General features: G+C 58.8%; 16 protein-coding genes. 6 read left to right on the top strand and 10 right to left on the bottom strand.

What is annotated here, in order from left to right:
* Positions 1-62 precede the first annotated feature (62 nt).
* The 4 genes from IP81_RS12005 to IP81_RS11990 form a co-directional block, all read right to left on the bottom strand.
* Positions 63-551 carry a glutathione peroxidase gene (locus tag IP81_RS12005; protein WP_054108239.1) on the bottom strand — a complete coding sequence of 163 codons (489 nt, stop codon included), beginning with the start codon at positions 549-551 and terminating at the stop codon, positions 63-65.
* A complete protein-coding gene (locus IP81_RS12000; RefSeq protein ID WP_054108238.1) occupies positions 548-781 on the bottom strand; it encodes a hypothetical protein in 234 nt (77 codons plus the stop codon). Before IP81_RS12000 ends, IP81_RS12005 begins: the two co-directional genes overlap by 4 nt.
* Positions 782-858: 77 nt before the next feature.
* Entirely contained in the window at positions 859-1,539 is a 681-nt protein-coding gene (locus tag IP81_RS11995) for an ABC transporter ATP-binding protein (RefSeq protein WP_054108237.1), read from the bottom strand.
* Positions 1,532-2,773: a lipoprotein-releasing ABC transporter permease subunit gene (locus tag IP81_RS11990; RefSeq protein ID WP_054108526.1), complete on the bottom strand. Its 1,242-nt coding sequence runs from the start codon at positions 2,771-2,773 to the stop codon at positions 1,532-1,534. The genes IP81_RS11995 and IP81_RS11990 overlap by 8 nt, the downstream gene beginning before the upstream one ends.
* Before the next feature lie 482 nt (positions 2,774-3,255).
* Between IP81_RS11990 and purF the strand changes: the two genes are divergently transcribed.
* The 3 genes from purF (at position 3,256) to IP81_RS11975 (ending at position 5,918) form a co-directional block, all read left to right on the top strand.
* On the top strand, positions 3,256-4,746 hold the full coding sequence (purF, locus tag IP81_RS11985; RefSeq protein WP_054108236.1) for an amidophosphoribosyltransferase: 1,491 nt from the start codon (positions 3,256-3,258) through the stop codon (positions 4,744-4,746).
* Positions 4,747-5,466, top strand: a complete 720-nt coding sequence (locus tag IP81_RS11980) for an SDR family NAD(P)-dependent oxidoreductase (protein WP_054108235.1) — start codon at positions 4,747-4,749, stop codon at positions 5,464-5,466. It begins immediately after the preceding gene.
* A gap of 92 nt (positions 5,467-5,558) precedes the next feature.
* A complete protein-coding gene (locus IP81_RS11975) occupies positions 5,559-5,918 on the top strand; it encodes a pilus assembly protein PilZ (RefSeq protein WP_054108234.1) in 360 nt (119 codons plus the stop codon).
* Here IP81_RS11975 and IP81_RS11970 read toward each other — a convergent pair.
* Both IP81_RS11970 and IP81_RS11965 read right to left on the bottom strand, forming a co-directional pair.
* A complete protein-coding gene (locus IP81_RS11970) occupies positions 5,905-7,176 on the bottom strand; it encodes a class I SAM-dependent methyltransferase (RefSeq protein WP_054108233.1) in 1,272 nt (423 codons plus the stop codon). The genes IP81_RS11975 and IP81_RS11970 overlap by 14 nt on opposite strands.
* A 37-nt stretch (positions 7,177-7,213) precedes the next feature.
* Complete coding sequence (locus IP81_RS11965) at positions 7,214-8,587, bottom strand: deoxyribodipyrimidine photo-lyase (RefSeq protein WP_369800738.1); 1,374 nt, start codon at positions 8,585-8,587, stop codon at positions 7,214-7,216.
* A 184-nt stretch (positions 8,588-8,771) separates the two neighbouring features.
* On the opposite strand from IP81_RS11965, the gene IP81_RS11960 reads away from it, so the two are divergent.
* Entirely contained in the window at positions 8,772-9,362 is a 591-nt protein-coding gene (locus IP81_RS11960) for a phosphatase PAP2 family protein (protein ID WP_231626537.1), read from the top strand.
* Here the strand turns inward: IP81_RS11960 and IP81_RS11955 are convergent.
* From IP81_RS11955 to IP81_RS11945, 3 genes are read right to left on the bottom strand one after another with little or no spacing between them, the layout of a single operon-like run.
* The gene (locus IP81_RS11955) at positions 9,359-10,288 is read right to left on the bottom strand and encodes a metal-dependent hydrolase (RefSeq protein WP_231626674.1); all 930 of its coding nucleotides are present in this window, start codon (positions 10,286-10,288) and stop codon (positions 9,359-9,361) included. The genes IP81_RS11960 and IP81_RS11955 overlap by 4 nt on opposite strands.
* Before the next feature lie 44 nt (positions 10,289-10,332).
* Complete coding sequence (locus IP81_RS11950) at positions 10,333-11,388, bottom strand: 2-oxoacid:ferredoxin oxidoreductase subunit beta (RefSeq protein WP_054108230.1); 1,056 nt, start codon at positions 11,386-11,388, stop codon at positions 10,333-10,335.
* A 12-nt stretch (positions 11,389-11,400) separates the two neighbouring features.
* Positions 11,401-13,284 (bottom strand): 2-oxoacid:acceptor oxidoreductase subunit alpha, encoded by a 1,884-nt coding sequence (locus IP81_RS11945; RefSeq protein ID WP_054108524.1) that lies wholly within the window; start codon positions 13,282-13,284, stop codon positions 11,401-11,403.
* A 236-nt stretch (positions 13,285-13,520) separates the two neighbouring features.
* Here IP81_RS11945 and IP81_RS11940 point away from each other — a divergent pair, with 236 nt between their 5' ends.
* Together IP81_RS11940 and IP81_RS11935 are read left to right on the top strand one after the other, a co-directional pair.
* The gene (locus IP81_RS11940) at positions 13,521-14,474 is read left to right on the top strand and encodes an alpha/beta hydrolase (RefSeq protein ID WP_054108229.1); all 954 of its coding nucleotides are present in this window, start codon (positions 13,521-13,523) and stop codon (positions 14,472-14,474) included.
* A complete protein-coding gene (locus IP81_RS11935; protein WP_054108228.1) occupies positions 14,471-14,956 on the top strand; it encodes an RNA pyrophosphohydrolase in 486 nt (161 codons plus the stop codon). The genes IP81_RS11940 and IP81_RS11935 overlap by 4 nt, the downstream gene beginning before the upstream one ends.
* Positions 14,957-14,965: 9 nt before the next feature.
* Here IP81_RS11935 and IP81_RS11930 read toward each other — a convergent pair whose 3' ends face one another.
* Positions 14,966-15,469 (bottom strand): hypothetical protein, encoded by a 504-nt coding sequence (locus IP81_RS11930; RefSeq protein ID WP_231626533.1) that lies wholly within the window; start codon positions 15,467-15,469, stop codon positions 14,966-14,968.
* Between the last annotated feature and the right edge of the window lie 33 nt (positions 15,470-15,502).

Below are 15,502 nucleotides of genomic sequence, written 5' to 3'. Positions count from 1 at the left end.
TAAGCAAAAGACCGTTCTCTTACGAGAGGCCCGACCCGTTTTTCCCCTGCCAAGATACCCGATTAAAGCAGAGCTTCGATGTCCTTCGCGATGCTCTCGGGCTTATCAGTCGATGCATAGCGGCGGACAACTTTGCCATCGCGACCGATCAGGAACTTGGTGAAGTTCCACTTTATCGCCTTGGTGCCAAGCACGCCGGGCGCTTCTTTCTTGAGCCATTCATAGAGCGGATCAGCGCCCGTGCCGTTGACATCAATTTTGGCCATCAGCGGGAAGCTCAGGCCGAAGTTGACCTTGCAGAAGCTTTCGATTTCATCAGCGGTACCGGGTTCCTGTCCGCCAAACTGGTTGCACGGAAAGGCCAGCACTTCAAAGCCGCGCTCGCCGTACTTTTTCCAGAGCGCTTCCAGCCCGTCATGCTGCGGGGTGAAGCCGCATTTTGAGGCAGTATTGACTACCAGCAGGACCTTGCCCGCCTTTTCAGCGAGGTCGATCACCTCGCCATTGGGTTTTTTCGCTTTGAAATCAGCGATGGTTTGAGGACTGCTCATACCAAACCTTCCGATTTGGCAAGTTCCATAATCTCGCCGACGTTAAGCGATTTTCCGCCTGCCATGTCGATGATCAAACGTGCGCGCTCATCAGCCGTCATCGCTGCCACTTCAGCGACGAGATCGCGCAGACTTGCCTTCTTGATCACATTGAAATTGTACTGGAGTTCTGACCCGGCATCATCGCGCTCATGCAACGTGGCCTCGGCATTCCAATCAAGCGCGGACATGTTTTTCCCCTGTAACTTGAAGACTGTCGCCTACCGAACGTTGCACGGCGCGCGAACGCGAGCAACGCGATTGTGCCTCAAGCCTCGCGCAAAACACCTTCGTGCAAGCGCACAACACGATCCATTCGCGAGGCCAAACGTTCATTATGCGTTGCGATCAAGGCCGAGCTGCCCTCACCGCGCACCAGCTTGAGAAACTCCTCCAGCACGCGATCGGCTGTTGCTTCATCAAGGTTGCCGGTCGGCTCATCCGCGAGCACAAGTTCGGGCCGATTGGCCAGCGCGCGCGCCACGGCAACACGCTGTTGCTCGCCGCCGGAAAGCTGGCTGGGACGGTGATCGAGCCGCTTGCCAAGGCCCAGTGCGCCCAGCAATTCCGTTGCCCGGACATCTGCCTGGGAACGCTCGGTCCCGGCGACAAGTTGCGGCAAGACCACGTTTTCCAGCGCGTTGAAATCAGCCAGAAGGTGATGAAACTGATAGACAAAACCCAGATGATCGCGGCGTAGCGCCGTGCGATCATCGCCGGACAGCTTTGATGCATCTGTGCCGGCAATCTCGATCAGCCCGGAGAACCCGCCTTCAAGCAGACCAATGGCTTGAAGCATCGTCGATTTGCCCGACCCCGAAGGCCCGACCAGCGCGACAATCTCGCCCGGTTGGATTTCAAGGTTCACACCACGCAGAACGTCAATCGTGACGCCGCCTTGGCTAAACGAACGGCGCAATTCGCGCAGGCGGACGATGGGGTTATTCATAGCGGAGCACCTGAACGGGGTCTGTGCTCGCAGCCTTAAACGCCGGATACAGCGTGGCAAGGAAACTGAACACCAGCGCCATCACACTGATCGTGGCGATTTCAACCGGGTCTGACCGGCTTGGCAGTTCGGTAAGGAACCGGATCGACGGGTCCCATAAGTTCTGCCCGGTAACAAACTGGATGGCGTTAACGATGGGTTGGCGGAAAAACAGGAAGACGAAGCCGAGAAGCAGGCCCGAAAGGGTGCCGAGCGCACCGATCACAAAACCGATCGTCACGAACACCTTGAGCAACGACTTTCGCGTCGCGCCCATTGTGCGCAAAATTGCAATGTCGCGCGTTTTGGCGCGCACCAGCATGATCAGCGACGACAAGATGTTGAACACTGCCACCAGCACGATGATCGATAGCACGATGAACATCGCAATCCGCTCAACCGCCAGCGCTTCAAACAGGCTGGCATTTATTGTGCGCCAATCGGTGACAACGGCTTGGCCTGCCAGTTCCTGCTTGAGCGGACCCAACGTGTCCATCACGGTATCGGCGTTTTTGGTTGTCACTTCGATCATGCCGATCGCATCACCGGTGAGCAGCAATGTCTGTGCGTCCACGATTGGCATGACGACATAGGCCTGATCGTAATCGTAGATGCCGATCTCGAACAAGGCTGAAACGGTATAGGCGATCTCACGCGGCACCGTTCCGAACGGGGTGGATTGGCCCTGCGGGTTGATGATCGTGATCGTGTCCCCCACCCGCGCGCCAAGGTTCTGCGCCAATCGGGCACCAAGCGCGACATTGTTTGCCCCTGGACGCAGCGAGGCGATGACGCCGTCAACGCGTTTGCTTTCAAGGTCTTTGATATCGCCAGCGGTATTGCCGCGCACAAGGATGGCCTCGACCCGGCCATTGAAGCTGGCGAGCAAAGGCTGTTCGATCAGCGGCGAGGCATGGGTAACGCCCTCTGTCCGCTCAACCTTTTTAAGGATTTCCTGCCAGTTATCGAGCCTGCCGCCATAAGCTTGGATAATCGCATGGCCATTTAGCCCCACGATCTTGTCGAGAAGTTCGGCGCGAAAACCGTTCATCACGCTCATCACGATGACAAGTGCGGCGACGCCCAACATGACGGCCACCAGACTGATTCCGGCAACCAGCGCAATAAACGCTTCCCCTCTGCCCGGCAGCATGTAGCGCTTGGCGATGGTCCATTCAAAAGGTGAGAGGATCAAGCAGCAGCCCTTTTGGAAACGATTGGCCTTGGAAGCATTTTGAGATGTAGGGTGCTGCGCTGCAAACAGCAATGGCCTGCACTCGCCTGGGCTGGCCAATGGCGATTTGGTTTAACAGCGCAAAGATTACCGCGAGCTCCGCCAAAACGGGAAAAGGCAAGAGCAGCGCCGATGGTGCAGGCAAGGAACCGGAACCGGCGCATGGTCCTAACGTGACCGCCAAGATTTGATATTTTACAATTAAATCATGGAATTATCGTATATCTTGCGATTTGCGCCAGGGCGGTCTCTATCCCGCTACAGCAAGCCGGACCCCGTGTTGCAAGGGGGACGTGCCGCCCGATTTTGCTACAGTTAAGCTTTATGCCACCATATTGCCCACGACCTTGCGCAGCTTGCACTTGCTATCCGCAGCAAAGGTCGTCATTTGGGCGCCAGAAGTTGGCCGGTGCCTTCGCACCCACGCGAGTCCACGAGGACCCATGATTTCACAGAACGAATTCCGCGACCAAGCCCCTTGGGACATCGATTCCGATGATGACAAACTGCGCGAAGAGTGCGGCATCTTCGGCGTACTCGGCGTACGTGACGCTGCCGCGACAGCCGCGCTCGGGCTGCACGCCTTGCAGCATCGCGGGCAGGAAGCGGTCGGCATAACCAGCTTTGACGGGCAAGAGTTCTATTCGCGCAAAGGCATTGGCCATGTTGCCGCGAACTTCTCGACCGGATCGGCGATTGCCGAATTGCCCGGAACGATGGCCTCTGGCCACGTGCGCTATTCCACCACCGGTGGTGCAGGATTGCGCAACGTCCAGCCCTTGTTTGCCGATCTGGCATCTGGCGGGTTTGCCATTGCGCATAACGGCAACATCTCGAACGCGATGTTCCTGAAACGCGATCTGGTGCGCAAGGGCGCGATTTTCCAATCGACGTCCGATACCGAGGTGATCATCCACCTTGTCGCTACAAGCCGCTACCCCACTTTGCTGGACCGCTTCGTAGACGCCTTGCGACTGGTTGAAGGCGCCTATTCGCTGATCTGCATGACGCCAGAAGGCATGATTGCCTGTCGCGATCCATTGGGCATCCGCCCTTTGGTGATGGGCAAGATGGGCGATGCGGTGGTGTTCGCGTCTGAAACCGTGGCGCTTGATGTGGTTGGCGCAGATTTCCTGCGCGAAATCGAGCCGGGCGAGCTTGTCCAGGTTGATCTTGACGGCAATCTGAGCAGCCACCGCCCCTTCGGCAAGCCAGAAGCGCGCCCGTGCATTTTCGAACACGTCTATTTCAGCCGCCCGGATTCGATCATGGGTGGCCGCTCGGTCTATCAGGTGCGCAAGGAAATCGGTGCGCAATTGGCGATTGAAAGCCCTGCCAATGCCGATATCGTGATCCCCGTGCCCGACAGCGGCGTACCAGCAGCAATCGGCTATGCGCAGCAATCAGGCATCCCGTTCGAGCTGGGCATTATCCGTTCGCACTATGTTGGCCGCACTTTCATCCAACCGTCGGACGGCGCGCGCAATGCCGATGTGAAACGCAAACATAACGCAAACCGCGCGCTGGTTGCGGGCAAACGGATTGTGCTGATCGATGATTCGATCGTGCGTGGCACCACGAGCCTTAAGATCGTGCAGATGATGCGCGAAGCAGGTGCGGCCGAAGTGCACATGCGCATCGCCAGCCCGCCGACCGAGCATTCGTGCTTCTATGGCGTTGATACGCCAGAACGCTCAAAGCTGTTGGCCGCGCGCATGGACGTACAAGCGATGGCTGATTTCATCCATGCCGATAGCCTTGCCTTCGTTTCCATCGATGGCCTTTATCGCGCAGTGGGCGAAGCGCAGCGCAACAATGCCTGCCCGCAATACTGCGACGCCTGCTTCAGCGGCGAATACCCGACGCGCCTGACCGACCTTGGTGAGCGGGACAATCCTGCCCAGTTGTCGTTCACGGTCGAAAAGGTCGGGTAAATGACCAGCATCGGTCCCTTTGCAGGCCAATTGGCGCTGGTTACCGGCGCAAGTCGTGGCATCGGCGCTGCTACCGCAAAGGCGCTCGCCGCAGCCGGGGCGCACGTGATCCTTGTCGCGCGGGCAACCAAAGATCTTGAGCAGATCGAGCAAGAGATTTTTGATGCCGGTGGCACCGCCACGATCGCGCCGGTTGATCTTGCCGAAGCCGATGGCATCGCGCGCCTTGCCACGGCCATATCGGGCCGCTGGGAAGCGCTGGATATCATGGTGATCAACGCCGCTGCCTTCCCAACACTCACTCCTGTGTGGCAGATCGATCCGCGCGAGTTCAATAACGCGCTGACGCTGAATGTGCTGGCAACGCAGGCCCTGCTGGCAGGCTTTGACGGCATGTTGCGCAAAAGCAAAGACGCGCGCTTGATCGGGGTGACCAGCAGCGTTGGCGCAACGCCGCGCCCCTATTGGGCCGCTTATGGATCGTCCAAGGCCGCATTCGATGTGCTGCTCGATTGCTATGGCCAGGAAGTGCGCAACACATCGGCCATCCGCGTTGCCGTGCTTGATCCAGGTGCCACCCGCACCAAGATGCGCGCCAAAGCCTATCCGGGTGAAAGTCCCGAGAGTGTCAAGGCGCCCGAGGTTGTCGCCGAGCGCATAGTTACCCTTCTTGGTGAACAGTTTAGCAGTCCGCACCGCGAACGGGTTAACCAAGCTTAGTCATTCGGAATTAATGTCCTTACGCGATTCTCAAGCCAGCCTTGCGGGCATCCTCTCGCAAGAAAAAGCAATAGAATTAAGGGCGTTGTTCGATGAACACCACCAACACGGATTGGAACACCACCGCTTACGGGCAAGTCTCGTTCGAGGATCGTTGTGCCTTGCGCCATCGTGTCCATATCCCGGCGATCTTGCGCCCCTCTGGCGAGCGCGGCTTCAACACCGTGGTCGTCGATTTGGCGCTTGCCGGGTTCTGCGCGAATTCGATACAGCGAATGCACCCGGGCAACCGCTGCTGGCTGATCCTTCCCGGTCTTGAGTCGTTATTGGCTGAAGTGGTGTGGTGGCAAAGCGGGCGGGTCGGCTGCGCGTTTGAGCAATTGTTGAGCCCGATTGTCCACGATAACATCCTCGTCCGCTTTCGCGGCGACGGGGTGTTCAGATGCGTTTGACAAGCGTGACTTGCGCCACATTGATCCCGCCACCGCGAAACCCACCTTCGCAGTACATCAGGTAATAACGCCACAGATCGATAAATTTGCGATCAAAACCTGCGGGCAGAGTGTCGCTCTTGACCACCTGATCAAGAGTATGACGCCAAAGCTTCAGCGTTCGCGCATAATCCAGCCCGAAATCGTACTGGTCTTCCCAGGTTAGTCCGCGTTCTGCGCTGAGAGCCTTGAATTCGCTTTCACTGATTAACAGGCCTCCGGGGAAGACATAGGCCTGGATGAAGTCGGCGCTGGCGGCATAGGCGTCGAACAGCTCATCGCGGATAGATATATATTGCAGCGCCGCCCTGCCACCGGGCTTCAGGCAACGCGCCAGACAATCGAAATAGGACGGCCAGTATTCCCGGCCCACAGCTTCGACCATCTCGACACTGGCGATCGCATCGAATTGCCCTTCAACATCGCGATAATCCTGATGCCGATAATCGATCCCGGCAAGGCCCGAGGCCGCCAGTTCACGCCGCGCCCAATCCAGCTGTTCGTCCGACAGGCTGATCCCAGTTACGCGCGCGCCCGATGTTTGCGCCAAACGCCGCGCTAAGAAACCCCAACCGCAGCCGATTTCCAGAACGTCGCTGCCGGGTTTTAGCGCCAACCTTGCGCCCAACCGGTCAACCTTGTTTGCCTGCGCCTGATCCAAGGTCGCATCATCGGGCAGGCCTTGCCAAAGCGCGCTGGAATAGCTCATCGTATGATCAAGCCACAGGCGGTAGAAATCATTGCCGAGGTCGTAGTGTGCGGCAATGTTGCGGCGCGCTTGTGCCTTGGAATTGCGCCGTGCCATGTTCAGCAGCCGCCCGGCCCAGCGCCAGGGCCCCTTGGCGCGACCCGTATCGCCCAAAGTATCGGCGTTGCGCATGAACAAGTCGAAAATCATCACAGGATCGGGGCTGACCCATTCCCCTGCAACCCACGCCTCATACCAACCGATGGAACCTGCCGTGGCCAGACGCACGAGCGCATGCCAGCTTTTCAGGTGGATATGGGCAGTCGGCCCCTCACCCCGCCCGCCCACGGTGCGCGATGATCCATCCGGCAGTTTTGCGTGGATCGTGCCGTTGACGATGCCCCGGTCAATCCGCTCAACCGCGGTGTTGAAGGACCCGGCAAACAGCTTTGCGATCCAGCGACCAGTGGCGGACATGTTCCGTCCGCCAGCCACCAGATGCCTACCCCGGATTGGCGTCTGAGTATTCATGCGTGGCCTATGCGGTGCGGCGCAGCGATGCGCAAGATCATGCTCGCTTCATCTGGTCATGCGCTGCCAAAGCCCGCGCCCTGGCCTCGGTATGAGCGACGATTTTTGCTGGATAGCCACGCGGCGGAATGGCCGGATCATGAATTTTGTCGTCAGGCAGATGCGCCAATTCCGGCACCCAGCGACGGATATAACCGGCCGCATCAAACTTGGGGCTTTGCGTGAGCGGTGCCATGATCCGCACGAACATATTGGAATCAACACCGGTTCCGGCCGTCCACTGCCAGTTCACCGCATTTGAGCCGTAATCGGCATCAACCAGCGTATCCCAGAACCAGCATTCGCCTTCACGCCAATCGATCAGCAAGTGCTTTACCAGAAAGCTGGCGGCAATCATCCGCACGCGGTTGTGCATCCATCCGGTATGCCACAATTCGCGCATTCCGGCGTCTACAATGGGGTAGCCGGTTCGGCCCCGCTGCCACGCCTTCAACCCTTGCGGATCATTCCGCCATGGCAGCCGGTCGTAGGCTTCGCGGGCGTTGCGCTTGGCGTATTCAGGAAACTGTACGATCACGTTTTGTGCATAATCGCGCCAGCCCAGTTCACTCAGGAATACATCAACCGAGCCGCCTGCGTCCACCACGCGCGGCCAGATCATCGCTGGCGAGATTTCGCCGAAATGGAGATGGGGCGAAAGGCGCGAGGTGCCCTCGACCGATGGCAAGTTGCGGCATTCGTTATAGCGTGCCGCGCGATCGGCAAAGTCTTCGAGCCGGACCACCGCACCTGCCTCGCCCGGCGTCCATTCATCGCGGAAACCGCCTGCCCAATCGGGTGTGGTTTGCAGCAGGTCCCAATCGTCCAAAGCATCGCTGGCGGGCCAGACCTCTGGCGTTTCAAGATGGGTAGGAGCAGGCAGTGGAGGCGCTGGCGGCATCCGTTCACGCAGTGCATTCCAGAACGGGGTGAAGATTTTGTACGGTGCGCCGCCCCCGGTCAGCACGGTTCCGGCAGGCGCAAGGTAATTGCCATCATGCAACACCAAATTTATCGCCTTTGCCACCGCGCGTTCCGCATTGCGCCACCACGGTTCATAGTGGTGCAGCGCGTGGACCGTCTGCGCCCCTGTATCGCGGCTAATCGCGGCCAATTCTTCATGGCACTTGCCCCGGCGCAGGATCAGGCGTGAGCCCAGCTTCTGCAACGATGCATCAAGGCTCGACAAGCTATGGTGCAGCCACCAACGCGACGCAGCCCCCATCTTGTGGTGTCTGGCCAATTCATCATCGAGCACATAGACTGCGATGACCGGCCCTTGCGCCGCCGCAGCCACCAGAGCCGCCTGATCCGTCACGCGCAAATCGCGCCGGTACCAGACGATGGACGGGCCTGAGCCAATTTCAGTCAAAATGTGTTGTCCCGTTGCATTCAGCCCTGTTGACAGGGAACGTCCTCAAGCCAACACTCGTTCCGCTAACCGAATGGTGAACTCCCGCTGCGATAACCACCTGTCCCAAAGGGCGCATCACTGGCGGACATCGCCTGCGCATGCGCTTGTTGCGGCTGTGATATGCTGGAGCGGCTTTGCCGGAGTGGCGGTAGCTGTTGCAACCGGGCAGAGCGAAAGTCTTGATCGCGATGGCCTTTTGCTCTGGCGGGATAGCGCCAAGCTTGCTCCACAAGGACTGGTGGAGGGGATGCATGATCTTACCGCCTTGGGCGGCGTCTGGGTACGCATTCTGGTGGGATTGGGGGCGATAACCGCGCTGCTATTCCAACGGATGCGACAAGAGGCCGTGCTTTTGGCCGGAACGATCATCAGCGGTTGGTTGCTGAACACGGCTTTGAAGCTGGCCGTGAGCCGCCCTCGCCCATCAATCGTCCCGCACCTCACGCAAGCAAGCGGGCACAGCTTCCCGAGCGGGCACAGTTTCAATTCCGCTCTCGTCTATATCGCGATTGCGCTGACGTTTGCAGCGATAAGCCAGCAACGGCGTGTGCGCTGGACGCTGATTGGCAGTGCGATTGTGCTAAGCTGGGGAATCGCATTCAGCCGCGTCTGGCTCGGTGTCCACTATCCCAGCGATGTTTTGGCGGGTTGGCTGGGCGGTGCAGGCTGGGCGTTTATGGCCTCGGCTGTTCTGCACAAACCGGCTTTGCCACGCCTGACACCCGGCATTTAGCAGTCCTGCAAGCGCACCGATTCTTGAAAACCGCCTGCCGTTACAGGCGTTGAAAACCGCGCATCACCAAAGATGACGGTAACCGCGCAGCCTTTGCGCGCAATGCTTGCCATCGGCATTTGCGACCACGCGAGGAAATCGCGAACTTCCGGTGTGGCGATGGCTGCGCGCCGGACCACGGGCACGTTCATGTTGTCCGCAACGGGTTCTCCGTATTCTGACACGCGCGTCATGCTCACCAACGGATCGAAGCTGCCTTGGGTAATCGCCCCGTCCGCACGCCACACCATATCCCGCCGCCAAAACGCAAACGGTTCGGGCGATGCAAAGATGCGGTCCGGTTGCACATGCGGTACTTCAAGCAACGGCGCCCGCCATGCCAAGGCGCTAATGGCGACGTTTGCCAAAACGAACAGCACCGTCGCAGCGAGTGCCAGAATGGCTGGCCTTCCGGCAGAGCGTTTGCGCGAACGCCATATTCCGATGCCCAGAAACACCAATACCCACGGCGAGACGATGAACAAGCCATCGCTGTGGAACCAGCGCTCGCTGGCTGGTGAGAGAAGTTGCACGGCATAGACGTTTTGCAAATCAAGCAGCGGATGGCTGATCGCGCCAAGCCAGCACAGGGCAAGCAACCAGCCAAAGCGCATCGGCAGAGCGTCCTTGGCTATCTTGCCCCGAGCACGCTGCCAACGGTCCAGCAACCACAAAAGCAAGGCCAAAAAAGGGGGCAATAGCAACACCCCGCCCACCAGACCGTGCGTGAAACCACGATGCATGGCGAGCGGAGCCCATGGCACCCACCCGAAGAACACATCGATATCAGGCAAGTTGGCCGCCAGTACACAGGCAGCCAAACCCTTGCGGGTCCGGTGCTTGAGGCCGGTTTCGGCAAGCGCCCAACCGACGAGGGTGTGTGTCAGGTTATCCAGACGCCAATCCCCATCGGTTGTGCAGTTGGTTCAGCTCAAATCGGATCGGCTGCCGTGCCGGCCACCGTCCAGGTCTGGCCCTTGGCGAGCAACTTGGCGAGGTTGGCTTCCTTGCCAACGCGAGACTCGGCATCCTGATCAAGCAGCACGCCTTCGTAAGTCGGACGCGGATCATCATAGATTACGCCCAGCGCCATCGGGAACGGGCCGAACGGCATTTCCACTAGCATATGGGCAATGGCACGGTTCTTGGCGTTGTGGACGATCACGCCCGCAGCCTGCCAATCGCCATCTACCACATCGACGACCTTGAGGCTCAGCGATTCCATATCCAACGTGATGCCCTTGATCCCGCCGGATTTTTCGCTACCGAACAGCATGGGCTGGCCGTCTTCGACCCACAGCTGGTTCTGGTCCGCGACGCCCTTGGCCACGAAATCGTCGAAACGGTCCTTGTTATAGACGATGCAGTTCTGAAAGATTTCCACGAACGCCGCGCCCTTGTGCGCATGCGATGCCTTGAGCACGCTGCTCAGGTTCTTCGACACGTCATAGGCGCGCGCGATGAACCGTGCGCCCGAGCCCAGCGCAAAAGCGCATGGGCTGGCCGGATGATCGACCGAGCCCAGTGGCGATGTCGGGCTATTGGTGCCTTCGCGGCTGGTGGGGGAGAACTGGCCCTTGGTCAGACCGTAAATCTCGTTGTTGAACAGCAGTATCTGCACATTCACATTGCGACGCAGGATGTGCATCGTGTGATTGCCACCGATCGACATGCCGTCGCCGTCGCCGGTCACAATCCAGACGTCGAGATCGGGATTGGCCAACTTGACGCCCGTGGCAAAAGCAGGCGCACGACCATGGATCGTGTGGAAGCCATAGCTTTCGATATAATAAGGAAAACGGCTTGAGCAGCCGATACCCGATACGAACACGGTGTTCGAAGGATCAGCGCCGATCTCGGGCAAAGTGCGCTGCACGGCCTTGAGGATCGCGTAATCGCCGCAACCCGGGCACCAGCGTACTTCCTGATCGGTTTCCCAGTCCTTCAGTGTAGTCTGGACCTTGGCGATGGGTGTCATGTCGTTCATGTCGATATCCCCTTAAGCCAGAGCTTCATCGATCGCGGCTTCGATTTCCGCGATTGTGAAGGGTTGGCCGCTGGTCTTGTTAAGCGGCTGTGCGTCAACCAGGAACTGATCGCGCAGCACGGTCTTGAACTGGCCGGTGTTCATTTCGGGCACCAGCACCTTGTCATAGCCTTTGAGCAATTCGCCAAGGTTCAATGGCATCGGCCAGACGTGGCGAACGTGGATTTGCGCCACGTCCTGACCCTTGCGACGCGCGCGGCGCACCGCCTGATGGATCGGGCCATAAGTGCTGCCCCATCCGACAACTACAAGCTTGCCCGAGGTTTCGCCCAGTTCCACCGCTTGGGCCGGAATGCTGGCGGCAACGCCATCGACCTTGGCCTTGCGGGCATCGGTCATGGTCTGGTGGCTTGCTGGGCTATAGTCGATGTTGCCGGTGCCGGGGTTCTTCTCGATCCCGCCGATACGGTGCATAAGGCCCGGCGTGCCCGGCTTGATCCACGGACGCGCGCCCTTTTCATCGCGAGCGAGCGGCAGCAATTCGCCATCGGGGCCATTCTTCTCGGTCAGGAACTTGGCCGGGAACGGCTTGAAGCTGGCGGGATCAGGCACCTTCCATGGCTCTGCCGCGTTGGCGATATAGCCGTCGGTCAGCACGATCACCGGTGTCATGTATTCCACCGCGATGCGGCAGGCTTCGATTGCCACTTCAAAGCAATCCGACGCCGAACGCGCGGCGATCACAGGCATCGGCGCATCGCCGTTGCGGCCATAGATCGCCTGATAAAGGTCGGATTGTTCGGTCTTGGTCGGCAGGCCGGTCGACGGTCCGCCGCGCTGCGAATTGATGATGATAAGCGGAAGCTCGGTCATGATCGCAAGACCCATCGCCTCACCCTTGAGCGCAATGCCGGGGCCGGACGAGGAGGTAACGCCCAAATGACCGGCAAAGCTTGCGCCGATAGCCGAGGCAATCGCGGCAATTTCGTCTTCCGCCTGGAACGTGGTGACGCTGAATTCCTTCAGCTTGGTCAGATTGTGCAGGATCGCAGAGGCCGGTGTGATCGGATAGCCGCCGAAGAACATCGGCAGTTCGGCCAGTTGCGCGCCCGCCACCAGACCGAGGCTGATCGCTTCTGCGCCAGTCACCGTGCGATAGAGGCCCGGTGCGCTTTCCGCCGGAGCAATGTGATATTGCTTCAACGGTCCGACGAGTTCTGCCGTTTCGCCATAAGCATGGCCCGCATTCAGCGCTGCGATATTGGCTTGCGCCAGCACCGGGCTCTTGGCGAACTTGGCATTGAGCCAATCGATCAGCGGCTGCCGGTCACGATCGAACATCCACAGTGCAAGGCCCAGGGTCCACATGTTCTTGCAACGCAGCGCTTCCTTGTTGCCAAGGCCGAAGGGCTTGACCGCCTGCAACGTCATCGCCGAGATATCGAAAGCCAACAGTTGCCAGTTCTCAAGGCTGCCGTCTTCCAAGGGATTGACATCGTACTTGGCTTTCTCAAGGTTGCGCTTGTTGAATTCGCCCGCGTCCGCGATGATCAGGCCACCGGCCTTGAGCGCGCCAACATTGGTCTTCAATGCCGCCGGGTTCATCGCCACGAGCACATCGGGCTGATCGCCTGCGGTATCAATCGCGGCCGAACCGAAGTTGATCTGGAACGCCGAAACGCCAAACAAAGTGCCCTGCGGCGCGCGGATTTCCGCCGGAAAATCGGGGAAGGTCGCCAAATCATTGCCCGCAAGCGCGGTGGACAGCGTAAACTGCCCGCCGGTCAACTGCATGCCATCGCCTGAGTCACCGGCAAAACGAACAACCACTGCTTCTGGGCTAAGGTCTTCCTTACCGCCTGTTAGCAAGTCTGGTCCATCAACTACTGTCGCCATATCTTCCTCTGCTGCGTGCGCCGGCATTGCCCGAACGCGCATAAGCGCATTTCAATGTTCGAAGCGCCTATGCCCCTCCCGATCCAATCGCAAAGAAGAAAAACTCCTTGGGGAGAAAAATCGGCAACAAGCGTCGAATCGTTGCACCTAGACTAGTCAAGTTTCAATTGCGGACTTAATCTTTTCAACGTGAATGCGATTCCCCAAATCGCACATTAACGGGATCAGGAACCAGCATGACCGATCAAGCCAAGCCTTTTGTGCGCCCCGATGTGCAGGCATTCCTTGCTTTCCTCAATGCCAACGCGGCCCCAGCGATGAGCGAGCTTAGTCTTGAAGTAGCGCGTGCCAGCTTTGCCGCGATGGGTGCGATTGCCGAACAACCACCGCGAGAATTGGCCGTAATTCGCGATCTTTCCTGCCCTGGTCCTGCAGGCGATATCCCGCTGCGGCTCTATGATGCACGCGATAGGCGTGACGCAGGGCCTGCGGTTGTCTTCATGCATGGAGGCGGTTTCGTGGTTGGCGATCTTGATAGCCATCACAGCCTCTGCACCGAAATAGCAGCAGAGCTTGATCTGCCGGTCATCGCGATTGATTATCGGCTTGCGCCCGAACACCCCTTCCCCGCTGCACCCGACGATTGCGAAGCTGCTGCGCGTTGGATTGCCGCCAACTCTGCCGAACTGGGCAGGGAGATCACCGGACTGATCCCCTTGGGCGATTCGGCGGGCGGAAACCTTGCCATCGTCGTCACCCAAGCACTGACCGAACAGCCCGCCGCTGTTCCGGTAATGTTACAAGTGCCGATATATCCATTGTCTGACGACAAGCCCGATCATAAGTCCTTCCTCGATTTTGCGGAAGGTTTCTTGCTCAACGCGCAGACCATGACGTGGTTCTCCGATTCTTATCGCGCAGTAAATGGCGACAAACGCGCCTACCCACTCTATGGCGATCACACGAAAACGCCGCCAACAGTGCTCGTAACGGCAAGCTTGGATCCGATTCGCGATAGCGGGCGGATCTATGGATCAGAACTGGTACGCGCAGGTGCCGAGGTCGTGTTCCTTGAAATGAAGGGAACAATTCACGGCTTCACGCAGTTGCGCAAAGCAGTGCCAAGTGGACAGGCGGACATGCAGTCCATCTTTGCAGCGGTCAGACTGCTGCTGGAAAGGTCAAAATGAACGATCAAATCGCCGGGCTTCCTTACCGCCCTTGTGTTGGAATCATGCTGGTCAATGCCTCGGGCCTTGTGTTCGTAGGCAAGCGGATCGACAATAAAGAAGGTGATGCCTGGCAAATGCCACAGGGCGGGATTGACGATGGGGAAGACCTTCACCCCGCCGCCTTGCGCGAACTGGCCGAAGAAACCGGCGTTTCGCCTAAGCTCGTTACGATCATCGCCGAAAGCCGAGAAGAACATTTCTACGATCTACCTGACGAACTGCTGGGCAGGTTGTGGGGCGGAAAATATCGCGGGCAGCGCCAGAAATGGCTGCTTCTGCGCTTTGCAGGCGAAGACGCTGACATCCGTATCGATGCCCATGAGCATCCCGAATTCAACGAGTGGCGCTGGGTGGAACCGGACCTGTTGCCCGACCTGATCGTGCCGTTCAAAAAGCGCGTCTACCGCCAGATTGTCGACGAATTTCGTGAGCTGATTTGACGCGGGGAGCTAGTTGCTTTCAACCTGCGGCTCGGGCTTGATGGCTTCGGCCGAGACAACGCGTGGTGCCGGACCGCGTGCAATAGCAGCGGCAAGATCTGCGGTTTCAGCGCAGCCCTTGCCGCACAAGCCTTCAAGCCTGATCAGATTGCGGCGCGCCTTTTCCAGTGCGCCCTTTTCAACCATAGCCCCGCCTTCACCCGAAATGGCGACGACATTGTTGGGATCGCGCTCCAGCGCCTGCCGGTAATACCGGATCGCCTTGCCCTGCATACCATCGCGCCGCGATGCCTCGGCCAAGCCGATCAAAGGGGCAGGATTGGCAGGATCAATCGCCAGAGCCGCTTCAAAATTGTCAGTCGCGGTGCCAACATCGCCTTTGGCCAAAGCGATACGCCCATCAGATATCAAGGCATCAGCATGCGGGTTTATCACCGTAATCCTGGCAGAACCCATGCTGCCGGTCATGGCGACGACGAGCGAAAGGGCAACTGCAACGGGGGCGTAACGCATCAAGCACTCCTTGAGCCGGCGACTACCGCTGAA

It is taken from the genome of Novosphingobium sp. AAP83 (genome assembly GCF_001295795.1).
In the GTDB taxonomy this organism is placed as follows: domain Bacteria; phylum Pseudomonadota; class Alphaproteobacteria; order Sphingomonadales; family Sphingomonadaceae; genus Novosphingobium.
This window is presented reverse-complemented; position numbering and strand designations above follow the sequence as displayed.